The following is a 25,592-nucleotide window of genomic DNA, read 5'->3' as shown; positions in this document are numbered from 1 at the left end:
CCTTTCTATATTGCTTTTAATATATTATCTATAAGCTGTTTTTTGATTTTTGATTTGGAAAACTCAATCTCGATACCAATAGTATCAACTTCCACTTTAATCCCATCATACTTTTGAGGAGCTTGAGTGAGTTTAATCTCTGCGCCCAAGCGGTTTGCCAATGCTTTTTCTATCTCCTCAATCTCATCACTACTCAAATCAAACTCACTAAATACTTTTCCTTCAAAACTCTTTTGCATGAAAGCCAATTGACTTTTAAGCTCTTTTGCCAACAATGGAATCAAAGAGAGTCTTCTTTTTGCAGCAAGCACTCTCATTAAGTTGACAAATTTTATATTTGGATTTTCAAGTCCACCTATGAGGAGCTCCAATTTCTCATCACTTTTAATTTCGGGAGATATAATAATCTCTTTTATTTTCCAATCTTTAAAGAGCGAGGCCATTGCTTCAAGATATCGCTCTATCTCTTTCAACTCGTCAAGCTGTGCACTCTCAATAAGTGCTTTTACATATCTTTTGGCTATCAACTCTTCCATGTTATGCCACCTTTTTTACTATCAAATTGACAAATTTCTGCTTGTCAAGCTCCAAAGTCTTATCTTCAAAAAGCTCTTCAAGAACCTCTTGCGTGATCTTACGTACTCTTTTTCTGCGTTCAAGTTCCATATTTTCTTCGAAACTCTTTTCAAGCAGAGCGATCTCTTGCTGAGCATGCTCTTTAAGCTCTTTGGTCATTATTTCAATCTCTTTTTTTGTTGTCTCTAAAATCTCTTGAGCCAACTCTTTAGCTTTTGTCACCTCTTCTTGCGCTTTTTCTTTATCCTCTTTTGCCCTCTTGAGTTTTGTCTGCACCTCTTCTAACTGCATAGCAATAGAAGCACTCCTGTTTTTAAAAAAATTTTTTACAGGCTCAGCTATGAGATAGTAAAGGATTGCAGCAAATATTAAGAAGTTAACGGTACGGGGAACAATATCTGTATGGTGAGCCCCTTCGCCAGCCATAGCCAATCCTGCTCCTAAAAGTAGCAGGGAAACGATTTTTAGATTCACTCCCTCTCCTTTTACAACGTATTAAATTTTGCTTTAAGTGCCTCTTTAAATAGTGGCATTTGGGAAATCAATGTACTACGTACACTCTCTTCCTCTTTTTTGATCTCTTCCATGAGAGCTTCTTTACGACTCTCTAGTTCCGCTTTTTTTGCTTCCACCATTTTGGAAACTTCAGCTCTTACCTCTTCAATCGCCTCTTTTTTCATTGATGAGGCTTGTGCTTTGGCATCAGCAATAATTGCTTTTGCCTCTTCCAATAGTTTTTCCGAGCCCTCTTCATTACTATTCGCATTTTCCAGATCTCTGCGGATGCTCTCTTCGCGCTGTGTCGTAAACGTCAATAGTGGACGATACAGCATACTATTGAGCAAAAACACAAGAGCGAGAAAAACAATAGCTGTAAGCAGCAAAAGGCCGATATTGATATCTAGCATACCTCTCCCTTTCAAAAATTTGATTGGATTTTATCATAGAGATCTATATAAAAAGTTTAAACCAAAAACATTTTTATAAGAAATATTGCATAAACTTATCCACATCCTCTTGTGAAACAAACTCTAAAACAACTCTATTTTTGGAAGTCTTTACTCTAAAACCGCTCTTTCTTAGATGCTTTTTGAGGTCTTGAAAATCTAGTTCACTAATTTTAACGTTATCACTTTTAGTAACATTTTTTTTCTTCTTTTGAGCCAATTTTTCTGTTTCACGTACGCTAAGTTTTTGTCCAATTATAGAGTCCACGAGAATTTTTTGATCTTTTTCATCAAGCCCAACTAAGATTTTAGCGTGTCCAGCACTTATTTTACCTTTTTCTAAAGCCTCTTTTGCATAGGTTCCAAGACTTAAAAGCCGTAATGTATTAGTGATGTGAACTCTGCTTTTTTTTACTATATCTGCCAACTCTTCATGCGTAATACCATACTCTTCTAATAGCTCTTTGTATGCATACGCAAGCTCTAAGGGGTGGAGATTTTCTCGTTGAATATTTTCAATAAGTGCAAACTCTCTGTAGCGATTCTTATCGATTTTTGCAACGACCGCCTTAATTTTCTCAAAGCCTGCTAACTTGCATGCTCGTAAGCGCCGCTCACCTGCTATGAGCATATATCCATCAAGATCCTCTATCACTACGATTGGCTGTAAAAGTCCATGTTCACGTATAGAAGAAGCTAATTCTTGCAGTGAATCCTCATCAAACTTTCTTCTTGGCTGGTAAGGATTCTTTCTAATCTCATCAATTGCAATCTCTACAACTTCGCTTTGGGGAACCTCTTTTTCGTATGCTTCTGCCACCTCTCCAAGTATTGCACCAAGTCCTCTACCAAGACTTTTCTTTTTAGCCATGTACACTATCCAGAATAATTTTTGCTAGAGATTGGTATGCAACAGCTCCCGTGGAGTTTTTATCATATTCAATAACAGGCTTGCCAAAACTTGGGCTCTCAGCAAGTTTGACATTTCTTGGAATAACAATATAACTTGCACTCTCTTTATCCCGAAACAGCTTATCGTTAAAATGGTGAGTAAGATCTGCTAAAACCTGTTTTGAAAGATTGTTCTGTCTACTAAACATCGTAGGTAAAAACCCTTTGATCTTCAATCGAGGGTTAATGGTTTTGCGTATAAGTCTAATAGTGTTCAGTAACTGTGCAAGTCCTTCAAGGGCAAAGAATTCACACTGAATAGGAATTATTACTGAGTGAGCAGCACTGAGTGCATTGATCGTCATAGGACCCAAAGCCGGGGGTGAATCGATAATAACATAATCATACTCTAACTCAACTTCTGCAATTGCCTCTTTAAGCATCAACTCACGTTTTTTCTCACTTATATAGTACTCTTTTTCTATTCCGACAAGGCCTATATTCGATGGTGCTAGAAAGAGATTTTTTACATCTGTTTTGAGAATAATTTGAGAAAGTTTTTTTGAGCCTATCATCACGTGGTAGATATTAAATTCATAATCGTTACGACTATACCCTAGGCTCGTAGTAGCATTTGCCTGAGGATCGGCATCGATGAGTAAAACACTTTTTCCCTCTTTTGCTAAAGAGGCAGCCAGATTGACGGCTGTTGTGGTTTTACCAACGCCACCTTTTTGATTTGCTATTGCTATTATCTCTTTCATCGTAGGCTATATATCCTTTCGCCATTTATCATAAGCGCACCATCTTCGGCTAATTGAGCATTTTTTAGATCTATTTCTTGCCCCTTGTAATGGGTAATAAACTCTTTGCTTTTATAAAATTCTAGCGCAAATTTTCTAAAAATTTCCTTCCATGAAATTTGTCGTTTTATGAGAGAAAAATACTCCTCTAAAACTTTCTTCTCCTCTATTTGCAAAGAGACCTTCTCAAACATAGGTGGAGCTTGCTTTGTATTGATTCCAATACCACAAACAAACATATCACCAACTTTATTAGTCACACAGCCACCACACTTTTTTTTACCAATATAAAAATCGTTTGGCCATTTCAGCCAGATCCGTGCATCATATTTGCAAAGTATCTCTTTAAAAAGAAATGAAAAATAGAGCGAGACTGATGCAAGAGGCAAATCTTGGGGTAAATTTTTTTGATAAAGTGCAAAAGAGAAGAACATATTTCCCTCTAATCCTATCCATCTGTTATTGCGACTACCTATACCATCTGTTTGCTTATTTGTATAATAGCAAATAGGTGGAGTTATCTTTTGCTGACGTATATCATCAAGAACTCTTTTTTGTGTCGAATCGATACTCTCAAAATAGCGTATCTCCAATACCTATCCTTTGTCCTCTAATATATGCCACTGCATCCATCTCTTTTTTTGACGGTGGTTGTACTCGCTCTACTTTAAGTGATCCTCTCTCACACCCTACAACTATAAAATCTTTTTCAACTGCCAAAATCTCTCCCGCTCTATGTTCTCCCTCTTTTGCAAACAGAGCAATTTTTTTGAGTTTCAAGCCATTTGGTAAGAAAATACCAGGCCACACGATAAATGCTCTATATTTATTATAGGTAGTTGTAGCATCATCCAAAGTTATTTCTCCATCACTCTTTTTGATCTTTTTACAGTAACTTGCATCCACATCTAATTGTGGCAAAGGTTTAATTTTCTTAAATCTTTCTAACACAAGTGGTGTCAAATTGGCCGCTAAATCTGCAAGTTTAGCAAAAAGTGTTATTGCAGTATCATTTTCTTCTATCTCGCACACATCATAAGCTAGTATATCCCCAGTATCAAGTCCTTCATCCATAAGCATTGCCGTTACACCAGTTATTGTGTCTCCTTCTAGAAGTGCTTGTTGAATAGGACTAGCACCACGATAACGTGGAAGTAAAGAAGCATGCAGATTTATCGATGGGGCTATTGATAGGATCTCCTTTGGCAATAACATTCCATACGCAGCTACAACAATGAAGTCTGGCTTAAATGATGCAATTTGCTCAATTACCTTTTTGTCTTTGAGCGTAGGAGGTTGTAAAATAGGAATATCTAATCCCTGCTCTAAAACAAAACGCTTAATATGTGGTGGCGTGAGAACCTGTTTGCGTCCTACTGGTTTATCTGGTTGCGTTACAAGTGCTACAATATCAAATTTTCCAAGCAAGCCCTCTAAAATCTTTGTAGCATAATCGGGTGTTCCCATAAAAACTATACGCATGTTATCCCTTTGTGACTGAGTTCTTTACCTGCAATATTTTCTAGCAAAATGGTAGCGTAGCTTCCTTTTGGCAAAGTAAATTGCAGTGTGACACGAGAGCCCTCTTTCTGTACATGCAGATCTTTTGGATAAAAGAGTGCAGACCTTCTCCCACCACGAAATGGAAGATCTGCATCATACTGCTTTTCAATCTCTCTTGCCTTGGCACAAGCACGAAAAGCTCCTTTGCCAGGCAAAAGACCAGTTACTATCCATGAAGGATCTTCTATAACCTCTTTTGGTGTGAAAAATTTTTCATCTTTTTGATAAACATCACCAGGTAATTTGAGAAATCCCTTTTTACTGATACTTACTCTATATTGCAGCCATCTATTAAAAAGATCGCTTTGATAAATACTTCCAAGAAGCTTCTGGGCTCTTTTGTTTTTCGTAAAGTAATCCCCTTCTATAAACTCTTTTGCCTTTTTTAAGCCATCTTTTCCAAAACGCTGATATCCAAAGTAGTTTGGCACACCTACTTTTGTAATTTTTTGCAAAATTGCTTGCAGTTTATCAAACTCTTTTACATCGTATATATTGATTGCAAATCTATTTCCAAGTAAATCGCCCATTTTTAAGGGTTTATTAGATTTTTGGATAGAGAGTATAGAGATTTTTGCGTGGCGAAACTTTTTAAGAGCTTTATAATAACGCTCATCTAAACTGATATACTGTATTGTCGTTGCGTTTTTATCTTTGAGTCCAGCATAGCCTATTTTAGTCTGAAAATAGTGAGAAAAGATATCAAGAAGTTGCCATGTCGATAGGTTCTCTTTCTTAATTTTTATAATGAGATATCTACCTCTATCGCCAAAGGGACGTAAAGGAATCTCCTCTACAAAAAAGTCTTGAGAGTTTTGCAAAAAATGAAATGGAGTATGAGATCTTACTAAGTATTGTCGCATGGTATGAAAAGTGTCCCGCCTCTATGTACATTTTCAAGAAGAAAACTCTTAGCATCACTTAGATCAAAACCACTCCCTAAAAACATCTTTTTACCCCGCTCAAGCAGAAATTGTGCAGCTTTGAGTTTTGTGACTATTCCGCCAGTTGCAAAAGAGTAGGTTGGATTGCATTCAGTTTCAAGAAGCTCTTGAGGGATAGTCTCAACAATCTTGAGGAGTTTTGCATCTTCATACTTATTGGGATCTTTATCATAAAGCCCATCGATATCTGTGAGAATTACGAGCATATCAGCATCAAAATAGTAAGCCACATGAGCTGAGAGTTGATCATTGTCACCAAACACAAGCTCCTCTGTTGCTGTGACATCGTTTTCATTGATAATAGGAATTACTTTTTTCTGCAATAAAACCTCAATAGCATTTTTTGCATGAGCTGTACGCCTGCGACTATCAAAATCATCAGCACTTAAGAGTACTTGAGCTACATTGATACCATGCTTTTCAAACTTTTTTTGGTAGCTACGCATCAATAGAGGCTGACCAATGGCTGCCAAGGCCTGTTTGTTGGCAATATCGCTTTTATCTAACCGTATCTTTGTATATCCAGCCGCTACTGCGCCACTACTCACCAAAATAATCTCATAACGCTCATGGAGCATACTTAAAAATTCCACAAGATTTGCCATACGCTCTTTTGCTAAGCGATTGTTTTCAGTCAGAACTGCACTGCCAACTTTAATGACTATTCTCTTCACTGCGTGCCTTTTTAACGAGATCATAGAGGGCATATTTGAGCGGCTCAATATTGATTTTTGCTACTGCTGATATTGGAAAAACAAAAAAGGGCTTTTCTCTCTCATACATATCAAGATCTTGTGCAAAAAATCTGTATCTTTCATCAAGACCATATCTATTTTGCTCTGAAGCAGATAGATGAAGTGCATCAAGAAAAGATGCTATTTTCTCATTGGCTTTATCTACTTCAAATGCATCCACTTTTGTCAATGCAATAGCATAATCTCTTTGCGAAAGTTTCTCGCTAAAGCTTGCTAACTCTTTTTTTAGCGTTTTAAACTGCATAACTGGATCGCGATAACTTGCAATGTCTATCATAAAAAGGAGTGATTTTGTACGCTCAATATGCTTTAGAAACTGCAGCCCTAGCCCCTTGCCTTCACTAGCACCTCCAATGATACCTGGAATATCAGCCATGACAAAACTCTCAAATTCACTAACTCTTACTAAACCCAGTTTTGGTGTTAATGTCGTAAACTCATAATTGGCTATCTCTGGCTTTGCATTAGAAATGGTGGCTATGAGAGTCGATTTTCCAACATTTGGGAAACCTACAAGTCCTACATCAGCTATAAGTTTAAGCTCAAGACGAATCTGCATGCTTTTTCCAGGAAGTCCAGGCTGTGCATAGGTAGGACGCTGGTTGGATGCAGATTTAAAGTGCCAGTTTCCTTTGCCTCCCTTACCGCCTTGCAAGAAGAGCACCTTCTGCCCATCTTCAGTCAGATCCAAAAGTAGCTCTCCACTTGCTGCATCAATAACCTGTGTGCCTGGAGGAACTATAAGAATGAGATCTTCACCCTTTTTCCCATGTTTTTTTCTTCCCTCTCCCGGTTTTCCATTGCCAGCTTTGAGGATTTTTTTCCCTTTGTAGTGCGCAAGTGTATGGGTATTTTTGTCTACCACAAAATAGACATCGCCGCCATCACCACCATCACCTCCATCTGGCCCACCTTTTGGGACAAACTTTTCTCTACGAAAACTCACAGCTCCTGCACCACCTTTGCCAGAATGGACAGTTAGCTCTACACTGTCGATAAACATCACTGTTCCTTGATTAGTAATTGGGAATTGGGAATTAGGGAGTATGAAAGAGGATAGGAATCAGGAATTAGAAACACCAATTCCTAATTCCAAATTCCTAATTACTAGATTACTAGACTTTTGGGCAATGCCCAAAAGTATTATTCAGCAGGATATACGGATACTTTTTGTCTTGTTTTATCGTATCTTTCGAACTTAACGTAACCATCAACCAAAGCAAAGATAGTATGATCTTTACCAAGTCCTACATTGTTTCCAGGATGGATTTTTGTTCCTCTTTGTCTGATGATTATATTTCCAGCGCGAACAAACTCTCCACCAAATTTTTTCACACCTAGTCTACGACCCGCACTATCGCGGTTATTCTGTGTACTACCCTGACCTTTCTTGTGAGCCATATCTTCTCCTTATGCGTTAATAGCTGTAATTTTTACTCGTGTAAAATCGCGTCTAAACCCTCTTTTAACTTTAGAGTCTTTTCTTCTTCTCTTTTTAAAGATAATTACCTTTTTTCCTCTACCTTCATTGATAACTTCGCCCTCAACAACAGCACCTTCAACAAAAGGAGATCCAATTTTGAGTTCACCGTTGTCTATAGCCAAAACCTCTTTAAATTCTATTTTCGTTTTTGGCTCAAGCCCCATTTTATCAAGAAGAAGAACATCGCCCTCTTGTACTTTATACTGTTTTCCACCATTTTTTATAATCGCATACATCCTACTCATCCTTAGCCTAAACTTTTTGGTTCGCAATATTAGCAAAATTAGCTTTAAGAGAAGTTTAAACTTTTGCTATAGCATCTATCTCTACAAGTGCACCTTTTGGCAATGATTTTACCGCTACAGTACTACGTGCAGGCTTATGTATACCAAAATAGCTCTCATATATTGCATTTACTTTGCTAAAATCCTCCATGTTTGCCAAAAAGATGGTAGTTTTCACCACATTTCCCAAATCTGCACCAGCAGCTTGCAATACATGGCGTAAATTAGTAAGCACTTGATGAGTTTGTGCTTCTACATCTTGCAAAAGGACACTCTCATCGCCATCTGGTTTGAGAGCAATCTGCCCTGAAGTAAAAATAAGTTCACCTATTTTTACCGCTTGCGAATAGGGACCAATTGCTGCAGGAGCATTAGCAGTAGTGATCAATTCCATACTGTTTCCTTTTGTTTTTTGCAAAATCATAAGAAAAAAAGACTTTAAACTTTATAAAAATAACCTTATTATATTGTAGTTTATACATCATAAGAAGGATATAAATAAAATTAATAGACAATATGCTACAATGTACAAAATTCATCAAAAAGGATGGCCAATGCAACAACTCATCGATCTTCTCAATAGCATAAAACTTCCTATCGAAATACCGCTGTTACTACACTCTCCCGTAGTACATTTTGCTATAGCAATTCCTGTAATTGCTCTTCTTCTTGAAATTACAAATATTTTCATTAAAAGGCGCTGCGTAGGAGTTATCTCTTCACTCCTTCTCCTTTTAGCGGTTGTTGTCTACTTTGCTGCATTTTTTACTGGTAAAACTGATGGAAGCGAAGCATACTCACTTCTTTCAGCAGATGGCAAAGAGGAGCTTAAAGCACATAAACTTCTTGGAACCTATCTTGTATTAGGAGTCTCTGTACTTTTTATTCTCAAACTCATCTTTGCTGCAATGAGTAGCAGAGCGGCTAAAATAATCTTTACACTCATTTTAGCTGCATTTGTTGGCTTTGCTCTCAAACAGGGTAAAGATGGTGGAGAACTCGTATATAAATATGGCGCTAATGTACAGGCAGTAAGTGCAATGGATGATAAAATCATGGAACTTGAAGATGAGCTTGATAGCTGTAAAAATGAGCTCGAAGCATGCAAGACCAAAAAACAGGAACCAACAGTAGTTACTCCGCAAGCAACACAAAGTAGCGCTCCTCAAACTTCGAGCAGCAGCGAAGAAGCAGCAAGTAGCGAAGTGTCTCAAGAGAGTGAAGAGGAGGTAGAAGTAAGTATAAGCTCAAATACATCTTCGCAAGAGAGCTCACAAGAAGTAAGCAGTAGCTCAAGTAGTGAAGCCACTATTCAAGAAAAGGCACAAGAGGCATTAGAGCAGATAAAAGGTGCAGCAAGCGGTGCAGCACAAAAAGTTGAAAATGCAATACATCAAGAATCAGAAGAGGCTCATGTCCCTTCTACCGAAGAGCCTCAAACTCCACATGAATAAACAGACGCCTTTTTAAGGCGTTTGTTAAAAACTCTCTATTACTTCTAAGAATACACGATAAAGATTTACTACTTCATCTTTATGGACTCTTTCATTAGGTGCATGGATAGTATCATTTTTTACACCAAACTCTATAGTTTTCACTCCATATTCAGCCAAAAATCTCGCATCACTTGTTCCACCTGCAGTTGAGTGCTTTGGTGTTATACCTGTCACTTTTTGAATAGCTTTGTCTATGAGTTTGACAATTTTGGAATCTGGATCTGTAATAAAAGGCTTGGCACTTTGAGAAAGCTGTAATGAGTAGTTCATACCATCAAAATATTTGTGTACAAAACGCTCAATATCTTGCATAGTGGTTTTTGTATTGTTGCGCACATTAAACATCATTTTAAGTTTTCCAGGAGTAACATTAGTCACTTCCATTCCAGCTCTGATATCTGTAATGACAAATTTACTCGGTGCAAAAAACTCATCCCCCTCATCAAGATCAACTCCTGCCATATGAGGAAGAACTTGTGCTACTTTATGAATGGGATTGATAGCTTTTTCTGGATAGGCTGCATGTCCCTGTTTTCCTATCTTTTCAATCACACCATTAACTGAGCCTCTTCTACCGATTTTAATGGCATCTCCAAATTCCTTTTCACAAGTTGGCTCAGCTACAATCGCATAGTCTGGAATCATTCCCATCCGTTTGAGCTCTTGCAAAGCATAGCGTGTTCCCCACTTTGCATCTCCTTCCTCATCACTTGTAAGAAGCAGCGAAAGTGTTCCATTAAACTCTTTTGTCTCTTTGGCAGCCTGTACAAAAGCTGCCACTCCACTCTTCATATCCTGCGCACCCCTTGCATAGATATAGCCATCTTTTTCTATCGGCTCAAAAGGATCGCTGTTCCACCCTTCACCAGGAGGTACTACATCTACATGCCCTGCGAAACAGAGATGCTCACCTTCGCCAAATTTCTTATACAAAATGAGATTCTTTACTCCCTCTTTATTGAACCAGAGAGCTTCGTAATCCTCTAAATACTCTTTAATAAATTCCAAACTTCCAGCATCATCGGGTGTAATACTTGGAAAAGAGAGCAGTTGCTTAAATAGATCTATTATTTCCATTTGTCTCCCTAAAATTTTTGATCATACACAGATAATCTGCTAAATTTTCAAATCTATGATTTCCTCCATACTCTACAATTCGCCGCTGATTTGCATATTTTTTTACTGCTTCAGTGTAGTCTAACACCTCATCACCTGTTTGCAAAAGAACCAAAAAGAGGTGTTTTTGCAAATTTTTGGTATCAAACTCCAAAAGTTCACGAAGATACTCTTGCTTCCACACAAACTCCATTCCATCGCAAAAACGCTTCTGTAATCCTACATATGGCTTAAGTGTATGATACGGTCTTGTAGAGGGATTAATAAGTACAGCTTTAATAGAGTATTTTTGCGCTAAATAGGTGGCATAATATCCACCCAAAGAGGAGCCAATAAGAAGATCTATATCTTTTTGCTCTATCACTTTTTCAAGCTGAGAAATCGCTTTTTTTGGAGAAATTGCAAGATCTGGTGCTTCTAGGTCACCAAAATATTCTTGCAATAGCTTCGATTTATTCCCCCATCCACAACTTTTAAATCCATGTATATAGAGTATCATTATGGATGCTCATAAAAGAGATATTGCGTTGCATAGTCACTAAACTCAAAATAGATCTTTTTGCGTTTTTCCTCTTTTTGCAAAACACCATCAAGATTCATATCCATATAACCATACCCATAGCGATATGGTCTTGGACGATTATCATCAGTACCATAAGCAGTAGAAATCTTATCAATGCCCATAATTCTTTTTATCACTTTTCCCCCACTATAGATTTCCAACACTCCATTTGTTCCTGTCCAGTTTACAATTGCACGTCCTAACTTATTTTGCGTCTCTTGAGTACATCCAGCAATAAAAAATGCTACAATAACTGCTAATAAAACTCTTTTCATTCATGCTCCTTGAGGAAATTTGAAAATATTATAACAAAAGGAATGCGTATGAGTGGTTGGACATGCTCACATCAAATCGGTGAATATTGTGATCTGCTCAAAAAACCATGTGATCCAGGAGATAAAGGGTGTGTTTTGTATGGAAAAGCACTTTTTAGCAATCCGCAAACACCATCAAACGAAGCTTTGAAAAGACGAGAAGAGATAGCCAAAAAACGTAAGGAGAGGGGATATGAATAAAATAGCTTTGCTTTTAGTTACAGCAGTTTTTGCATTTGCAGCAAAGTTTGCACCAAATAGTGCTTGCAAAGAGTGCCATCCACTGATTTACAAAGAGTATCAAACGAGCCAACATGCACATGCCACGATTTACAAAGATCCTATTCACAAAGCTGTATGGGAGAAAAATCCTTTGAGTAAAAAGAATGCCTATAAATGTGCAAAATGTCATACTCCTGCAGCAAATAACTTTAAAGAACTTATAGCACCTAACGGTATCGGTCCTGATCCTCATAACAAAACACAAAATGATGCTGTTGCTTGTGCCTACTGCCACCGCATAAAAGCAATAAAAGAGGATCTCAAAACAAATCACAATATCATCTCACCTACACCAAAAAAATATTTTGGAACCCTCAAAGATCACATCAAATCACCTTTTCATCAAATCGATACATCAAACAGCAACTTTCTCCAGGGCAATGTTTGTATGGGTTGCCATTCTCACAAGCGTAATAAATTTGGACTTAATGTCTGCTCAACAAATGAAAAGAGAGAGATTGAAAATGCTAACTGTGTAAGCTGCCATATGCCAAAAGTAAAAGGAAGTGTCTCTACACTCAAAAAACGTTCACACCACGCTTTTCACGGATTTGCAGGTGCACACCGCTATCAAAATATGCTCGCTCGCTATGTAGATATTGAATTCTTACCACATCTGAAAGGATTTGAGATCGCCATTAACTCAAAAATCCCTCACGATCTTCTCTTGCATCCAGCCCGCGTAGCATTTGTCTCTATTAAAGTTGTAAGAGATAATAAACCAGTATGGCAAAAAAAAGAGATCTTAGTACGTGTGCTTGGAGCCAATGGTAAACCAACTCCTCCTTGGCTTGCAAAAGAGGTAGTCAAAGACACAATGCTCAAAGCAAATGAAAAGAGAGTATTTAAATATGATTTCCAACTACAAAAAGGGGATAAAATCGTAGTAGCTCTTGGATATAAGCTTGTCAAACCTCCTCTTGCAAAAAAACTTGGGATTCCATCTAAAGCAAACAAAACTGCCATCTTAAAAAAGAGAGCATTTACATATTAAAAAGCCCTCTTTGGGCTTTTATGCAAAGTAGAGATTGTAGATCTTCTCAACACGCTGGCGAAAAAGCTCTAAACTTACATTACGCCCCTCTCTAGCAAACTCCTTGCCATCAAAAAAGAGCAAAATTGCAGGTGCACTGAGGATATTAAACCTTCCAGCAAGTTCAGGAATATCAGCAATATTAGCTTCTAACAATACAACTTGAGAAAACTCTTTTGTAAAAAGTTCTGCAATTTTTGGTTTAAGAGCATCACACACACTGCATGCAGGAGCACTTACATATAAAAGTACTGCAGGCTCACTCGCTACTCTCTTATCAATCTGCTCTATCGACTGCATCTTCTCCATGCCAACTCCTTATTTTCCCATTTTGTTGGATATAGCTAATAAATTTTTTATAGACTCCATCACTTTCTAATGTAGCGCTATCTCCTATACAGATAAGCTTGCGTTTAGCTCTTGTAATTGCTACATTAAGACGGCGCAGATCTTTTAAAAATCCAATTTCTCCTCTTTCGTTACTGCGCACAAAACTTATAATTATGATCTCTTTTTCTCTTCCTTGAAAACCATCTACTGTTTTTATCTCTACAAGAGGCTCTTCAAACATCTTTTTTATACGTTTTACTTGCGCTGCATAAGGTGTTATAACACCTATATACTCCTCTTTCGAGCCCATTGCCAAAAGCTCGTCTACCAACGCTTTTACAATCCCTGCTTCAATAATATTTTCATAGCTTGTACTTCGATCTGGTAATCGCTCCTTTGCTTCTAGTCCTTTTGTATCAACAAATACAAGTGGTGTTGGATCTAGTATATCTGCAAACTTTTGTGCAGGGTTAAGGTGTAAATCCTCAATCGTTTGATCTTTTACGCTCTCATCAGCAATGAGTTTTCCCTCATAAAAGAGCTCATTGCTAAATCCCATAATCTTTTCATTCATGCGATACTGGATCTGTAGCATTTGAGAATTTTCTTTATTGCGCTCTATGAGCTCCTCAAAAAGTGATTTTTTCAGATCCCGACTATCGCTTACAACAGTAGGGGGTAGTTGCTTGTGATCGCCTGCAATAACGAATCTTGCAGCATGCATTATTGGAATGAGTGTCGATGGAATTACTTGCTGGCTTCCTTCATCAATTACCGCTACATCAAAATGGGAATCTTTTAAAATTTCACTCATAATCATCCCATTTGTCGAGAGCACTACATCTGCTTCTTCTATTATTTTTTTATATACTTGTTCCTCTTCATAACGCAAACTCTTCACTAATGTATCGATTTTTCGATCGTACTTGATCCATTGAGCCATAGATTGGAGCGTTGCAACACTTACACCTCGCATACTCTTACCTCTTGCTGCAAGTGTTAAAATGCGATCATGACTCATACCTCTAGCTCTTGCTTGTGTTGGCTTTGAGTGCTGCTCTCTTTGCTTTACTAAAACTCCTATCTCTTCCCAACCTCTTTTGATAGCTTCGGCCTCCAAACTCTTTTCATACTTTGCATGAATACTAAACTCTTCTAGCTCATAGAGTATTCTCGCTGGATGCCCCACGCGCACAAGATTGAGATCGTACCTCGCTAATCGCTGTAGCATATTATCTACAGCAGTGTTTGAATCGGCAGTTGCTAAAACTCTTCTTTTGCGCTCTACTTCTTGTAAAATAAGCTCAATTAACGTAGAAGTTTTACCAGTTCCTGGAGGTCCGTGAATCAAAAAAACGTCACTCCCTAATGCTTTTTGTACAGCACTTTTTTGGGTAGTATTGAGCGCGGTTTGACAAGTTATCTGCTCCTCTTGTGCACTCTTTGGCGTCCACAATCCAAGAGCAATATTTCTAAGTTTTCTCTGATTTCCTGCAGCATGGCGAAGAATTTCTAGATTTTCTTCCATACGTTTAAATGTTACATCATTGATATAGAGATCTATACGTATGCCAAAAGAGTAGACCCATTTTGGAGGCTTTTGCTCAAAAGCTACCGTTATATAATTTTTCTTCACTTCACTCACAGTCCCCGTCACATCACTTTTCAAAGGCTCGCCGCGGGATATGAGAACTATATCACCAGAACTGATTTCTGTATCAATAATCTTGCTGCGTCCAAATCTCACAAAATAGAGATTGAGCCTACTTGGCTCCTTTTGACCTTTAAGGCCCAAGATCGCTCTTCCAAAAACTTCCCGCTCTTCTCCACTCATACTGCGCAGTTCGCTAATTGTAGCCTCAATCTCTGCACGGCGCTCCATATCAATAAGGTATTTGTAGTGCTCTACAAAATCATGCACAAAAACTATTTCATTCTCTTCATCTTTTGTGGCAAAAAGCTTTTTATCTTGCTTAATTTTGACACGCTTTTTCAGACATGCAAGAGTTTTGCCATTTGCGTAGTAGAGCTTTTTGATATCAGATAATTTAATTTTTATACGCCGTAAAGCCTTTTGTAGCTCTATACCTTCATACACTTTTGGTAAAATGAGACAACCCAAAAAAATTCCTTTATATTTTTTCGCAATTTTAGTACAAAAAGGGTAGTTATGCAAAAATCGATCTTTGTTGCAGCTTTTGAGGATTTTTTGACAAAAAAGTTTCTCACTCTCACATTTGCACCATTTTTTATTACTCTCATAATCTTTGCAGGTATCGCTTTTGGCTCCATTGGCAATATCATTGAGCTCCTCAGTCAAGTAGCACAAAATCCACAAGCTTTGCAAGATCCTGATATTGCATCATTCTTCCAAAACCATCCCTGGCTTGCTGCCATTGCTGGGAGTTTTATTTTTAAAATTATCTTTGGAACGCTTCTTGCAATTTTTGGAACGCTTCTTGCAATTTTAGCTTCAACAGCAATTGCAACTATTGTGATGGGATTTTTTACTCCTATCGTAGTCAAGGAGATACATAAGCGTCACTATAGCCACATTGTATTAGAGGGTAGCATGAGTATAGGAGAATACATAGTCATGATGCTAAAAGTCCTCCTAAAAACAGTAGGGGTCTTTTTCCTTGCTGCTCTTGCCTATTTTATACCTTTGCTCAATGTTATAGCACTCAACATTCCTTTTTACTATCTTTTTCACTCATTTTTGAGCCTAGATGTAGGTGGAGAGATTATGAGAAAAAAGGAGCTTGAGGAGATACTCAAAAAATATCGCCTTAAAATAATGAGCACTACTGGAATACTCTACCTCATTACACTCATTCCCTTTGCTGGTATGCTCTTACAGGTCTATTTTGTAGCAGTTATGGCACACCTCTTCTTTCGCTTGCGTTCTTAAGAGGTTTTTTCTTTTTCTAAAACAGCACGGAAGGTTTTAAGAAGAATCACAAAATCGTTCCATAATGACCAATTATATACATACCACCTATCTATTGCCATACGCTCTTCAAAACTCAAACTATTGCGCCCAAGTACTTGCCACAGCCCTGTAATTCCGGGCTTTGCTAACAAAATCTCCTCTTTATAACTGGCTAACTTTTCTAATTCATCTGGAATATAAGGCCTAGGACCAATAAGACTCATCTCTCCTCGTAACACATTAAAAAGCTGCGGCAGCTCATCGATTGAGTATTTTCGTAAAATACGCCCAAGCGGAGTGACTCTAGGATCATCTTTTAATTTTTTATATCTCTCCCACTCCTCTTTTTTTTCAGGATGCTTTTGGAAATAGGCTTCTAAGATCTCATTTGCATTTACGTACATTGTGCGAAATTTTAAAAGATAAAACTCTTTCCCATCCTTCCCTAAACGTCGCTGTTTATAAAATATAGGTGCGCGAGGCTCCAAAAAAATTTTTATAATAACAACCATCCCTATAAATGGCAAAAGAGCAATCAGAAGTAAAAAAGCAGTACTTTTATCAAAAATCTCTTTGGTTGCAATATTGACTCTACTTTGTAATCTATTTTGGAGTAAAATGAGATTGGATCTGCTATTAAAAAACTCAAAAATCTGTGATTGCGTGAGATTAAAATCACGAATTATCGGCATAAAGTAGAGTTCATGATGTTTGCGCAGCTCACTTTTAAGAATCGTATCCATTGAATCTAAGGAAACGCTATGTGGATCTATGAAGACAGTATCACTTCCATTTTTTGCTGGAACATAACCAACATAATAGTTATCAAAAATATTTTTTTCTAAAAAGGGATCGCTTCCAAGAAGTTTTGCCTCTCTTTTCCAGATACCAAGAGAATAGAGCAACCATTTAATAAGTCTTTTTTGCAAAGGTATGAAAAATGTCATATAAATAAAAGCTAAAACGACTACAAACCTCGAATAGTTATCGATGGATTTTGTTAAAGCTAAGTAACTAAGTACAATCAAAAATGAGAGTAGTAACGCTCTTAAGATAAGTTTACACTCTTGCCAAAAATCGTATCTATAATGATAGAGCCCCTCATAGATAAACATTATAAGGGGTAAATAGAAAACATAGAGCGTTAAATAGCGTATCAATGATATATCGTTAGTGCTGATAAAAATCTCCCTACTCTCATACGCTAATACAATTGAACCCACAATAGTAAGAGCATCAAATAGAAAAAGAAGTAGAGGGCTTAAATATCTATATATTTTCATAGATTATTCGCAACAGTTTTTCTTTAAAGATTTTTTGATCAAATTGTAGCGCATATTCAATTAGTCTTTTGTTAGAAAAGCTCATCTTCTCAAACTGTTCTACCGCCTGCATTATAGCTTCCCTATTTTGTTTTGCAAAGAGCACCCCACACCCATTGCAAACTATATCCCTTGCTCCACACTCTCCAAAGGCAATTACAGGCGTTGCGCTGCTAAGAGCCTCTGCCATAACAATACCAAAATCCTCTTTTGCTGCATATACAAAAGCCTTTGTTTTTTGCATATATTCTACCACCACGCTATCAGGCTGAAACCCAAGAATTTCTACATTGCTCTTAGCTATTTTTTTTAAATGAGTAAGCTCTTCACCCTCACCAATTACTATAAGCTTTCTTTGTGGCATCTCATTGAAAGCTTCAACTATAAGACGCGTCTTTTTATAAGGGACTAAACGAGAAAGTGTAAGATAAAAATCCTCTTTTTCTAATCTTGGTCTAAACTTGTTACAATCAACTGGTGGATGTAAAATAGTAGCATCCCGGTTATAATGTTTTTGGATCCTTTGTGCTACACAAGTAGAATTAGCAATAAAGAGATCCACATTTTTGGCACTCTCTCTATCCCATTTGCGAATATAAGCAAGCGTTGGTATTACTATCCACTTTTTAAGAGGATGCAGGGGCAGTACATACTCTTCATAGAGGTCCCATGCATAGCGAATAGGAGTATGGCAGTAGCATATATGCTTTTGATTTTTCGTTTTTTTTACTCCTTTAGCAAATGCCCATGATGAGGAGATGATTAAATCATATTGTGATAAATCAAAACTCTCAATAGCTTTTGGAAAGAGAGGAAGATAATTACGAAAATACTTTTTTGCTAAAGGGAGATATTGAATAAAAGAGGGAGTTGTTTTTTTGCCTAGTAGAATCTCCTCTCTTTGTTTTTCATCTAAAAAATCTACAAGAGTATAGATATCAGCTTCAGGAAAAAGTTCTACTATTTGGCGTAAAACCTTCTCTGCTCCACCTTGTGTTACTAGCCAATCGTGAACAACAGCAACTCTTATAGGTTCTTCTCCCACTCTAACGCAGTTTTACATATAAGCTCTAAATTGTCATATTTTGGCTTCCAGTTGGTAGCTTTTTGCAATTTTTGCGAATTTGCTATAAGCATAGCAGGATCACCAGCTCTACGCCCCGTAATCTCTACAGTAAAATCATTTCCGCTTACTCTTTTCATTGTATCTATTACCTCTTTAACGCTATAACCTTGCCCATATCCTACATTAAAAACATCACTCTCATGATCATCCAAGTAATCGAGTGCTTCAAGATGTGCTAATGACAGATCGTCGACATGGATATAGTCGCGGATACATGTACCATCTGCGGTAGGATAGTCATCACCAAAGATATACATCTTATCTCTTTTTCCAAGAGCAGTCTCGGCTGCAACTTTAATGAGGTGCGTAGCATTTTTGGTAGATTGGCCAATTTTTCCACCAATATCTGCTCCTGCGACATTGAAGTAGCGAAGAGCTACATAATTGAAACCATCATATGCTTTGGCGCTATCAGCCAAAACCTGCTCACTCATAAGCTTGCTGTGGCCATACGGATTTATAGGAGAGGTCTCATCCTTTTCAGTAATACCTGTAGCTGGAATAGTTTCAGGCTCTCCATACACAGCTGCAGTGGAAGAAAATATAAATTTCCCAACTCCACTCTCTACAGCAGCTTTTATGAGATTTGCAGTATTTGCAGTGTTATTGAGATAGTATTTAAGAGGATTTTCTACAGACTCTGGTACCACAAGTGCAGCTGCAAAGTGGATAATTGCATCAAATTTCTTTTGCCCTAAAAGCTTATTCACCTCATCCCAATCTGAGAGGTCTAGCTTGATAAAATCGACATCCCCATAAAACTGCTTAATTCTCTCAATCGTCTCGGCAAATCCGGTTGATAGATTATCAACTATAGTAATCTCATAGTCACCTCTTTTGAGTAGCTCTTTTGTTACATGGGAGCCAATGTAACCGGCACCACCGGTAATAAGAATTTTTTGCATCATTTTCCTTTAATAGTTTGTAAAATATACTCTATATCTTTTTTTAACGACCAATTGCGCAAATACTGTTTGTTAATACGAACTTTGTCTGGCCAGATTACCTCATCGTTATACTTTTGCGGATCGTCTACTTTGGCTAAAATCTCCTCTTCGTCTCTATATTTTAGCGTAGCTGGACCTGTTATACCAGGCTTAATAGAAAGAAGAACTCTATCATTACCTTCAAGCCTGTCCATATATCCTGGTACATCCGGTCTTGGACCCACAAAACTCATATCCCCTTTAAGGATATTAATGAGTTGGGGAAGCTCATCTATCTTGTAGCGACGAAAGAAACGACCACTTTTTGTTATACGCTTGTCTTTGGCTGTAGTGATTGAAGAACCTTTTGCATGGGGATACATCGTCTTGATTTTGATAATAGTAAAAAGCTCACCCCGTTCTCCTACTCTTTTTTGCAAAAAAAATCCATTGCTTCTTGTTTCAATAGATGCTATCAACCAAGCAATAAGAATAATTGGCCAAGTAATAAAGAGCCCTAAAGATGCCCCTATTACATCAAAGGCTCTTTTCATTCGTTTTTGTTTTGGAGTCATTTTATTCTATAAATCTTCATCCAAGGACTTACAACAACTGGCTCAAAAAGCTCGGGATCATACTTATCAAAAAGATATATCTGAAAAAATGTAGAATGAAGATACATATCATCCGCTAAAATTGCTTCACCAAAACTTTTATTAATAATAAGATTAATTCCTTTATTACGAATTTTTTGCTCTTTATAATGGCTTTTTCCACTTCTATCAATTCCTACAATATAGACACTTTTGATAGGAGCTTGCTGGTTACCAATAAGAACTATTGCTCTTTGCAGATCCACTATAAGTTGTCCAATATAGAGCTTATTCCCTTTTTGCATTATCCTATTTTTATAATAAAACTCCCTGCGATAGACTTCTCCAGTATTAAGATTACGCTGAGAAAAATAGGTAACAGTTGGAAAAATATTAAACATCCTATGAGGTAAAATCAAATAAATATTTCTGTTTAATTTTGGAGATTTATACTCTTTAGAAGAAATTTTAGTAAAAAATTTATCAACATTAATAGTTTTTCCATTTTTAATAAAGAGTTGTGGTGCAACAGTTTTATTGGTGTCTGTATAGACTTTGATAGAAAGTTTTGCTAAATTGGCTGCCAAGCGCTGATTGGATGTACTTAAAATTTTAGATACTAAAAAGTTGTCTTCATTATGCTTGCCTCCATCAATGAGGGTGTTGACATCTGCGTAATACCAGATCGGATACCCATAGTCCCACCAAGTGATCGCATAATCTTTAGGAGAACTTTTTTTGTTGAGTTCATCGAGGAGTGCCACTTCGCTTTTTAAAAGAGTAGTCGGAGTTAGATATGGATAACTTTTTAGCGGATAAAATCCTTTGATGCCATCAAGCCAGCTTATCTTTTCGCAACATCCCGTGATATGAGTGATGTTGGGAGTTAAGACAAAGAGAGTACCCAGACTCACTATTGCCATGCGGACCTTTCTAGCTTCAAAACGTTCAGAGAGCCAAAAAAAGAAGTAAACCGCACTCATCGCAGCAATTGGAACAGCATAGACGGTAAAACGAAGACCTCCAAAATATGCAAAAAAACCGATCCCCCACAATGGAAGTGCGATGATGAATTCTTTGTTGCGCATAAGCAATAAAATATACCCGATAACAGCGATGACAAGTCCCAAAAGGGAGCCCACAATCCTATCGGCTACTACTTCAAAAGGGATCTTTCCAGCTTCTCTGACCGTTTCGTTGACGTTGAGAAAATGAAGTCCAGATATCTGCTCCGTTTTGGAGGTATAAGAGAAGACTTTATGCAAAATGATACCAAAAACATTCCCTAGTAGCAAAAAGGCCAAAACACTCACACCAGCAGCTATTTGGAGCTTTCTAAGCTCTGTATCATATGTTTTGAGTATATACCAAAGAATAAACACAAGAAAGAGCTTAAGCACCCAAAAGATCGGCATCATAGCAAAGGAAAAAATAATAATAGCTTGGTAAGAGAACTTTTCGTTTCGATATAAAATCACAAGGTATAAAAACATCATGATTCCCATCGCATAAACGATGGAAAGCCCCTGATCGTAAAGCCAGGGATAGAGGATGACGGTCAAAGAGGCGGCAAGAATATAATTTAATGAGCGATATTTAACGGCTGCGAGCAAAAAGAAGAGGATAAACATTGGCAGCATTGCACTAAACATATCGGTATCGTAATATCCGGCCAATGTTCTATTGTAGTAACTCCAACCAATCGAAGCGATGAGTGCACTCAAAAATCCCCATAAAAGATTGCCATAGAGCCTACCGATCAAAATAATCGGTATAACCACAAGGGAGCTGATGACAGGAGGCAAATAGAGCATAGCGGTATCGAGTGAAATTGGCAAGAGTTTGACGATATAGGCTGTAACAACCGCAGTGCCATAATGCCATACGCTAAGAAGTCTTGGATTGTCCAGATGCATATGGTATAAAATCTTTTGTGCTCCACTTCCAAAAAAATATCCATCCACATTATTAATCATCAACTGATTGTTCCAAAAAAATTCGGGATTGTGACTCGCCCAACCAATCCAGTAGATATGAAAAACATAAGAAAATATATAAGCAATTAATATAACAATTAGAATAAGAAAAATAGTATTTTTTTTAACAAACATTAAATATCCTTTATCGTAAGGTTTTATAAGCTAATTTTTTTACTGATGGAGGAAGTATATTTATAAAAAACATTCCAATAGAATAAATATATCCAAATAATCCATATTCAAGAGTACGAACAACTTCAATCCTATTTTTTAAATCATACCAAACTTTTTTTATTCCTCTTCTCCTGTTAAAAAAATCTTTATTAACTCTTACGTTAACTCCTATATAAGGAATATTAGCAAAATGACATCCAGATTGAAAACCTTTGAGCCACATTAATGTATCCTCATTAGAAATATGACCATTCTCAGGATACAAACCTGCTTTTTTGAAATAAGAATCTCTAAAACACACACTTACATGCGCTAAAGGTACTCTCTTTTTAAAAAAATCAAACATTTCATCATGATTTAAAGGATACTTAACTAATTTCTCATAATCCAATCCATCTCCTATTTCTTTTATATATGTTCCACATACATCAATATTTTTATTTTTTTCCATAAATTCAATCTGTTTTTTAAATCTATCCAAATTATTTATATCATCTGCATCCATTCTAAAAAAATAATTATAATTTAACTCTAGTCCTTTTTCTATAAGCTCATTTAATGAATATGCTAGGCCTCTATTTTCTTTTCTCCTATCCAAATATTTAATTTTTCCTTTTTCTTTTTCAGAAACAAGGAATTCTTCTAATTCTTTATCAATTTCTCCATCTATTTTTATAAAAATATCAGCTTTCAATTTTTGATTGTACAAACTATTAAGTGCTTCCCTTACATATTCTAATTTATCATTTTTATATACAGACATAATTACACAAGATTTCACTTATAAGCCTTTTTAACTTTCTATAATTTCAATTAGCTTTAATATTTGTTTATCTCTTGAATATCTTTCAATTTCATTAACATCTGGATTATAAAAATCAATTTTTTTATTTAAAAATATATTTTTTAAATCACGTTTTAATAAATTTTTATTTATAAATAGCTTTCCTGTTCTTGTTTTTTCAATAACTTTTCCTGCTTCATTTTTATTAGTAATGCCTACACCTAAAATAGGTCTTCCACTTACTAAATATTCAAATAATTTTCCCGTTAATACTCCCTTTGCAGATGGATTGTTCCATTCCAAAAACAACAGAATATCAGAATCTTTTTGAATCCTTAAAGACTCTTCTCTTGATACAAAACCTTTTATATTGATAATTCCAAATTTATTATAATTTTTTAGTTTTATCATATCTTCTAATTGATTTTTATTATCCCCAAAGAAATTAATTTCTATTTGTGATTTATCAATTATTTTCTCTTCTATTAATTCATTAATTACTTCAAACAAAATTGAAGGATCACGCTTTTTAGGATAAATAGTTCCTAAATAAGAAATCACTAATTTATTATTTATTTTAGGTTGGAAAGTAATATTATTTTTCCAATTCTTAAACTCTTCAGGATCGTATCCGTTTTCAATGGTAAAAATTGCTTTACATGGATAATGTTTTTTCATTTCATTAGTTAAAGGATCAGAAACTGTAATGATTTTATCTACATTCGATAATAATTTTTTTTCTTTATATTTCTCATAAATTCTAAAAATGCCTTTTGCATAAATAATATGATTATATGCCCATAAGTCTCTAAAATCTGCTATCCATTTTAAAGAAGGATATATTTTCTTTAATTTATGAGCTATAGCGATACCTGCAGGAGGAGAATAGGAAGTAATGATAAAATCTACTTCTTCCTTTTTAATGATTTTTATAGCCACTTCAAGAGCAGGATTTATCCAAAAATCATATATATCAAAAAGACTACCTATATAATTTCTAATTTTTCTTACAAACAACTTTATATTATTAAACCTTGAATTTTCAATATTATTATTTATAGATTTATTCATTTCTTTATTAAATCTTTTTTTTAAAAATACTGGTAAAAAATCCACTTCTATAATTTCTATATTTTTTGGTAATTTTTTTTCTAATCCAAAAGGTCCCATAAAAGAATATTTTTTAGAAGTTAATATAATTACTTTATAACTATTTTTTGCTAAATATTTACTCCAGTCTCCAATTCTTAAAACTGCCACTTGATTTTGAGGATAAAATAAAGGAGTTATAAATAATATGGTTTTCAATTTAAAAGTTCCATAATTATTTTTTTAGCTGCTTTTCCATTTCCATATAAATCTTTATCTTTTATATCTAACATTTTATCAGAAAAATATTTATACCCTTTAATAATTTTTTCTTTATTAGCTCCCACCAATTTATTAATTCCAATTTCTAGTAATTCTATCCATTCTGTTTCTTCTCTTAATGTTATACAAGGTTTTTTAAAAAAATACGCTTCTTTTTGCAATCCTCCACTATCAGTCATTACCATTTTAGAATTTTTTAATAACCATAACATTTCAAAATATCCTATTGGTTCAATTATATTAATATTACAAAATGATAATGAAAGATCATTTAATTTTTGTTTTGTTCTTGGATGAAGTGGCAAAATAATCTGAATATCTTTTCCTATGTCTGCTAACGCTTCAAAAATATTTTTTAATTTATTTAAGTTGTCTGTATTTTCGGCCCTATGAATTGTGCATAAAATAAAATCTTTTTCTATTTTTACATTTCTTGGTTTCCTTGCAAACTGTTTATAATATAAAACTGCATCGTACATCACATCACCAGATTTTACTATTTTGCAATTAAAATTGTCATATTTTTCATTTTTAAGATTATTAACTGCTGTATCTGTGGGACAAAATAAAACATCACTTATTCTATCCGTAAGTACTCTATTAACTTCTTCTGGCATTTTCATATTAAAACTTCTAAGGCCAGCTTCAACATGAGCTAGTTTTATATGAAGTTTACTTGCAACTAGTGCACCTGCCAATGTAGAATTTGTATCTCCATATACTAAAATCCAATCTGGTTTTTCTTTTAATGCTATATCTTCAATTTTTTCTATCATTTGTCCAGTCATAGCACCATGAGATTTTCCTCCAACTCCAAGAAAATATTTTGGTTTTGGTATTTTCATCTCTTCAAAAAAAATTTCACTCATATTTTTATCATAATGCTGTCCGGTATGGACAATAATCTCTCTAATATCATTAAATTTGTTTATCTCGCGACTAACCGTACCTGCTTTTACAAATTGAGGCCTTGCACCTAATATAGTCAATATTTTCAACAAGAATC

The 25,592-nt window shown here is 35.8% G+C and carries 30 protein-coding genes; 4 read left to right on the top strand and 26 right to left on the bottom strand.

Going from position 1 to position 25,592, the window contains the following annotated elements; all coding sequences use genetic code 11:
- Nucleotides 1-5: 5 nt before the first annotated feature.
- The 13 genes from NITER_RS01935 to NITER_RS01875 form a co-directional block, all read right to left on the bottom strand.
- Complete coding sequence (locus NITER_RS01935) at nt 6-536, bottom strand: F0F1 ATP synthase subunit delta (RefSeq protein WP_084276272.1); 531 nt, start codon at nt 534-536, stop codon at nt 6-8.
- A 1-nt stretch (nt 537) separates the two neighbouring features.
- Nucleotides 538-1,050, bottom strand: coding sequence for a F0F1 ATP synthase subunit B (locus tag NITER_RS01930; protein ID WP_084276273.1), 513 nt, complete (start codon nt 1,048-1,050; stop codon nt 538-540).
- A gap of 11 nt (nt 1,051-1,061) precedes the next feature.
- Nucleotides 1,062-1,484 (bottom strand): F0F1 ATP synthase subunit B family protein, encoded by a 423-nt coding sequence (locus NITER_RS01925; protein ID WP_084276275.1) that lies wholly within the window; start codon nt 1,482-1,484, stop codon nt 1,062-1,064.
- 73 nt (nt 1,485-1,557) lie between these two features.
- Nucleotides 1,558-2,394 (bottom strand): ParB/RepB/Spo0J family partition protein, encoded by an 837-nt coding sequence (locus NITER_RS01920; protein WP_084276277.1) that lies wholly within the window; start codon nt 2,392-2,394, stop codon nt 1,558-1,560.
- Nucleotides 2,387-3,178: a ParA family protein gene (locus NITER_RS01915; protein ID WP_084276279.1), complete on the bottom strand. Its 792-nt coding sequence runs from the start codon at nt 3,176-3,178 to the stop codon at nt 2,387-2,389. Before NITER_RS01915 ends, NITER_RS01920 begins: the two co-directional genes overlap by 8 nt.
- Nucleotides 3,175-3,810 carry a biotin--[acetyl-CoA-carboxylase] ligase gene (locus tag NITER_RS01910; RefSeq protein ID WP_084276281.1) on the bottom strand — a complete coding sequence of 212 codons (636 nt, stop codon included), beginning with the start codon at nt 3,808-3,810 and terminating at the stop codon, nt 3,175-3,177. The genes NITER_RS01915 and NITER_RS01910 overlap by 4 nt, the downstream gene beginning before the upstream one ends.
- Complete coding sequence (gene fmt, locus NITER_RS01905) at nt 3,791-4,699, bottom strand: methionyl-tRNA formyltransferase (protein ID WP_084276283.1); 909 nt, start codon at nt 4,697-4,699, stop codon at nt 3,791-3,793. Before fmt ends, NITER_RS01910 begins: the two co-directional genes overlap by 20 nt.
- Complete coding sequence (locus NITER_RS01900) at nt 4,690-5,643, bottom strand: tRNA pseudouridine(13) synthase TruD (protein ID WP_084276285.1); 954 nt, start codon at nt 5,641-5,643, stop codon at nt 4,690-4,692. Before NITER_RS01900 ends, fmt begins: the two co-directional genes overlap by 10 nt.
- Nucleotides 5,628-6,398 (bottom strand): glutamate 5-kinase, encoded by a 771-nt coding sequence (proB, locus tag NITER_RS01895; protein ID WP_084276287.1) that lies wholly within the window; start codon nt 6,396-6,398, stop codon nt 5,628-5,630. Before proB ends, NITER_RS01900 begins: the two co-directional genes overlap by 16 nt.
- Nucleotides 6,379-7,482, bottom strand: coding sequence for a GTPase ObgE (obgE, locus tag NITER_RS01890; protein ID WP_084276288.1), 1,104 nt, complete (start codon nt 7,480-7,482; stop codon nt 6,379-6,381). Before obgE ends, proB begins: the two co-directional genes overlap by 20 nt.
- Nucleotides 7,483-7,622: 140 nt before the next feature.
- Complete coding sequence (gene rpmA / locus NITER_RS01885; RefSeq protein ID WP_084276290.1) at nt 7,623-7,880, bottom strand: 50S ribosomal protein L27; 258 nt, start codon at nt 7,878-7,880, stop codon at nt 7,623-7,625.
- Nucleotides 7,881-7,889: 9 nt separating this feature from the next.
- On the bottom strand, nt 7,890-8,198 hold the full coding sequence (rplU, locus tag NITER_RS01880) for a 50S ribosomal protein L21 (protein ID WP_084276291.1): 309 nt from the start codon (nt 8,196-8,198) through the stop codon (nt 7,890-7,892).
- Between the two features lie 64 nt (nt 8,199-8,262).
- Nucleotides 8,263-8,640, bottom strand: coding sequence for a RidA family protein (locus NITER_RS01875; RefSeq protein ID WP_084276293.1), 378 nt, complete (start codon nt 8,638-8,640; stop codon nt 8,263-8,265).
- A gap of 160 nt (nt 8,641-8,800) precedes the next feature.
- Between NITER_RS01875 and NITER_RS01870 the strand changes: the two genes are divergently transcribed.
- Nucleotides 8,801-9,700, top strand: a complete 900-nt coding sequence (locus NITER_RS01870; protein WP_084276294.1) for a DUF2231 domain-containing protein — start codon at nt 8,801-8,803, stop codon at nt 9,698-9,700.
- A gap of 24 nt (nt 9,701-9,724) precedes the next feature.
- On the opposite strand, the gene dapE is transcribed toward NITER_RS01870, so the two are convergent.
- Genes dapE through NITER_RS01855 form a run of 3 tightly spaced genes read right to left on the bottom strand, consistent with a single transcriptional unit; the run spans nt 9,725 to nt 11,695 of the window.
- Nucleotides 9,725-10,819, bottom strand: a complete 1,095-nt coding sequence (dapE, locus tag NITER_RS01865) for a succinyl-diaminopimelate desuccinylase (protein ID WP_084276296.1) — start codon at nt 10,817-10,819, stop codon at nt 9,725-9,727.
- On the bottom strand, nt 10,797-11,357 hold the full coding sequence (locus NITER_RS01860) for a YqiA/YcfP family alpha/beta fold hydrolase (protein WP_084276297.1): 561 nt from the start codon (nt 11,355-11,357) through the stop codon (nt 10,797-10,799). Before NITER_RS01860 ends, dapE begins: the two co-directional genes overlap by 23 nt.
- On the bottom strand, nt 11,357-11,695 hold the full coding sequence (locus tag NITER_RS01855) for a hypothetical protein (RefSeq protein ID WP_084276299.1): 339 nt from the start codon (nt 11,693-11,695) through the stop codon (nt 11,357-11,359). The genes NITER_RS01860 and NITER_RS01855 overlap by 1 nt, the downstream gene beginning before the upstream one ends.
- Nucleotides 11,696-11,743: 48 nt before the next feature.
- On the opposite strand from NITER_RS01855, the gene NITER_RS01850 reads away from it, so the two are divergent.
- Nucleotides 11,744-11,935: a hypothetical protein gene (locus NITER_RS01850; protein WP_197685331.1), complete on the top strand. Its 192-nt coding sequence runs from the start codon at nt 11,744-11,746 to the stop codon at nt 11,933-11,935.
- The gene (locus NITER_RS01845) at nt 11,928-13,010 is read left to right on the top strand and encodes a multiheme c-type cytochrome (protein WP_084276302.1); all 1,083 of its coding nucleotides are present in this window, start codon (nt 11,928-11,930) and stop codon (nt 13,008-13,010) included. Before NITER_RS01850 ends, NITER_RS01845 begins: the two co-directional genes overlap by 8 nt.
- Nucleotides 13,011-13,028: 18 nt before the next feature.
- Here NITER_RS01845 and NITER_RS01840 read toward each other — a convergent pair whose 3' ends face one another.
- A complete protein-coding gene (locus tag NITER_RS01840; protein ID WP_084276304.1) occupies nt 13,029-13,358 on the bottom strand; it encodes a thioredoxin family protein in 330 nt (109 codons plus the stop codon).
- The gene (locus tag NITER_RS01835) at nt 13,327-15,501 is read right to left on the bottom strand and encodes an IGHMBP2 family helicase (protein WP_084276609.1); all 2,175 of its coding nucleotides are present in this window, start codon (nt 15,499-15,501) and stop codon (nt 13,327-13,329) included. Before NITER_RS01835 ends, NITER_RS01840 begins: the two co-directional genes overlap by 32 nt.
- 48 nt (nt 15,502-15,549) lie before the next feature.
- On the opposite strand from NITER_RS01835, the gene NITER_RS01830 reads away from it, so the two are divergent.
- Nucleotides 15,550-16,290: an EI24 domain-containing protein gene (locus tag NITER_RS01830; RefSeq protein WP_084276305.1), complete on the top strand. Its 741-nt coding sequence runs from the start codon at nt 15,550-15,552 to the stop codon at nt 16,288-16,290.
- On the opposite strand, the gene NITER_RS01825 is transcribed toward NITER_RS01830, so the two are convergent.
- The 8 genes from NITER_RS01825 to wecB are packed head-to-tail and all read right to left on the bottom strand — an operon-like array spanning nt 16,287 to nt 25,584.
- Nucleotides 16,287-17,594, bottom strand: coding sequence for a sugar transferase (locus NITER_RS01825; protein WP_084276307.1), 1,308 nt, complete (start codon nt 17,592-17,594; stop codon nt 16,287-16,289). The two genes, NITER_RS01830 and NITER_RS01825, sit on opposite strands and share 4 nt — an antisense overlap.
- Nucleotides 17,581-18,678, bottom strand: coding sequence for a glycosyltransferase (locus NITER_RS01820; RefSeq protein ID WP_197685332.1), 1,098 nt, complete (start codon nt 18,676-18,678; stop codon nt 17,581-17,583). Before NITER_RS01820 ends, NITER_RS01825 begins: the two co-directional genes overlap by 14 nt.
- Nucleotides 18,660-19,664 (bottom strand): UDP-glucose 4-epimerase GalE, encoded by a 1,005-nt coding sequence (gene galE / locus NITER_RS01815; protein ID WP_084276308.1) that lies wholly within the window; start codon nt 19,662-19,664, stop codon nt 18,660-18,662. The genes NITER_RS01820 and galE overlap by 19 nt, the downstream gene beginning before the upstream one ends.
- Nucleotides 19,664-20,260 (bottom strand): sugar transferase, encoded by a 597-nt coding sequence (locus NITER_RS01810; protein WP_084276309.1) that lies wholly within the window; start codon nt 20,258-20,260, stop codon nt 19,664-19,666. Before NITER_RS01810 ends, galE begins: the two co-directional genes overlap by 1 nt.
- Nucleotides 20,257-22,389, bottom strand: a complete 2,133-nt coding sequence (locus NITER_RS01805; protein ID WP_084276310.1) for an STT3 domain-containing protein — start codon at nt 22,387-22,389, stop codon at nt 20,257-20,259. Before NITER_RS01805 ends, NITER_RS01810 begins: the two co-directional genes overlap by 4 nt.
- Before the next feature lie 10 nt (nt 22,390-22,399).
- Nucleotides 22,400-23,212 carry a glycosyltransferase gene (locus NITER_RS01800; protein WP_084276312.1) on the bottom strand — a complete coding sequence of 271 codons (813 nt, stop codon included), beginning with the start codon at nt 23,210-23,212 and terminating at the stop codon, nt 22,400-22,402.
- Between the two features lie 12 nt (nt 23,213-23,224).
- Nucleotides 23,225-24,523 carry a glycosyltransferase gene (locus NITER_RS01795; protein ID WP_084276314.1) on the bottom strand — a complete coding sequence of 433 codons (1,299 nt, stop codon included), beginning with the start codon at nt 24,521-24,523 and terminating at the stop codon, nt 23,225-23,227.
- A complete protein-coding gene (gene wecB / locus NITER_RS01790) occupies nt 24,520-25,584 on the bottom strand; it encodes a non-hydrolyzing UDP-N-acetylglucosamine 2-epimerase (RefSeq protein WP_197685334.1) in 1,065 nt (354 codons plus the stop codon). Before wecB ends, NITER_RS01795 begins: the two co-directional genes overlap by 4 nt.
- Between the last annotated feature and the right edge of the window lie 8 nt (nt 25,585-25,592).

The organism is Nitratiruptor tergarcus DSM 16512 (genome assembly GCF_027946175.1).
Taxonomy (GTDB): domain Bacteria; phylum Campylobacterota; class Campylobacteria; order Campylobacterales; family Nitratiruptoraceae; genus Nitratiruptor; species Nitratiruptor tergarcus.
Note: the sequence above shows the minus strand (reverse complement) of the source record. Positions and strands in the feature narration are given on the sequence as shown.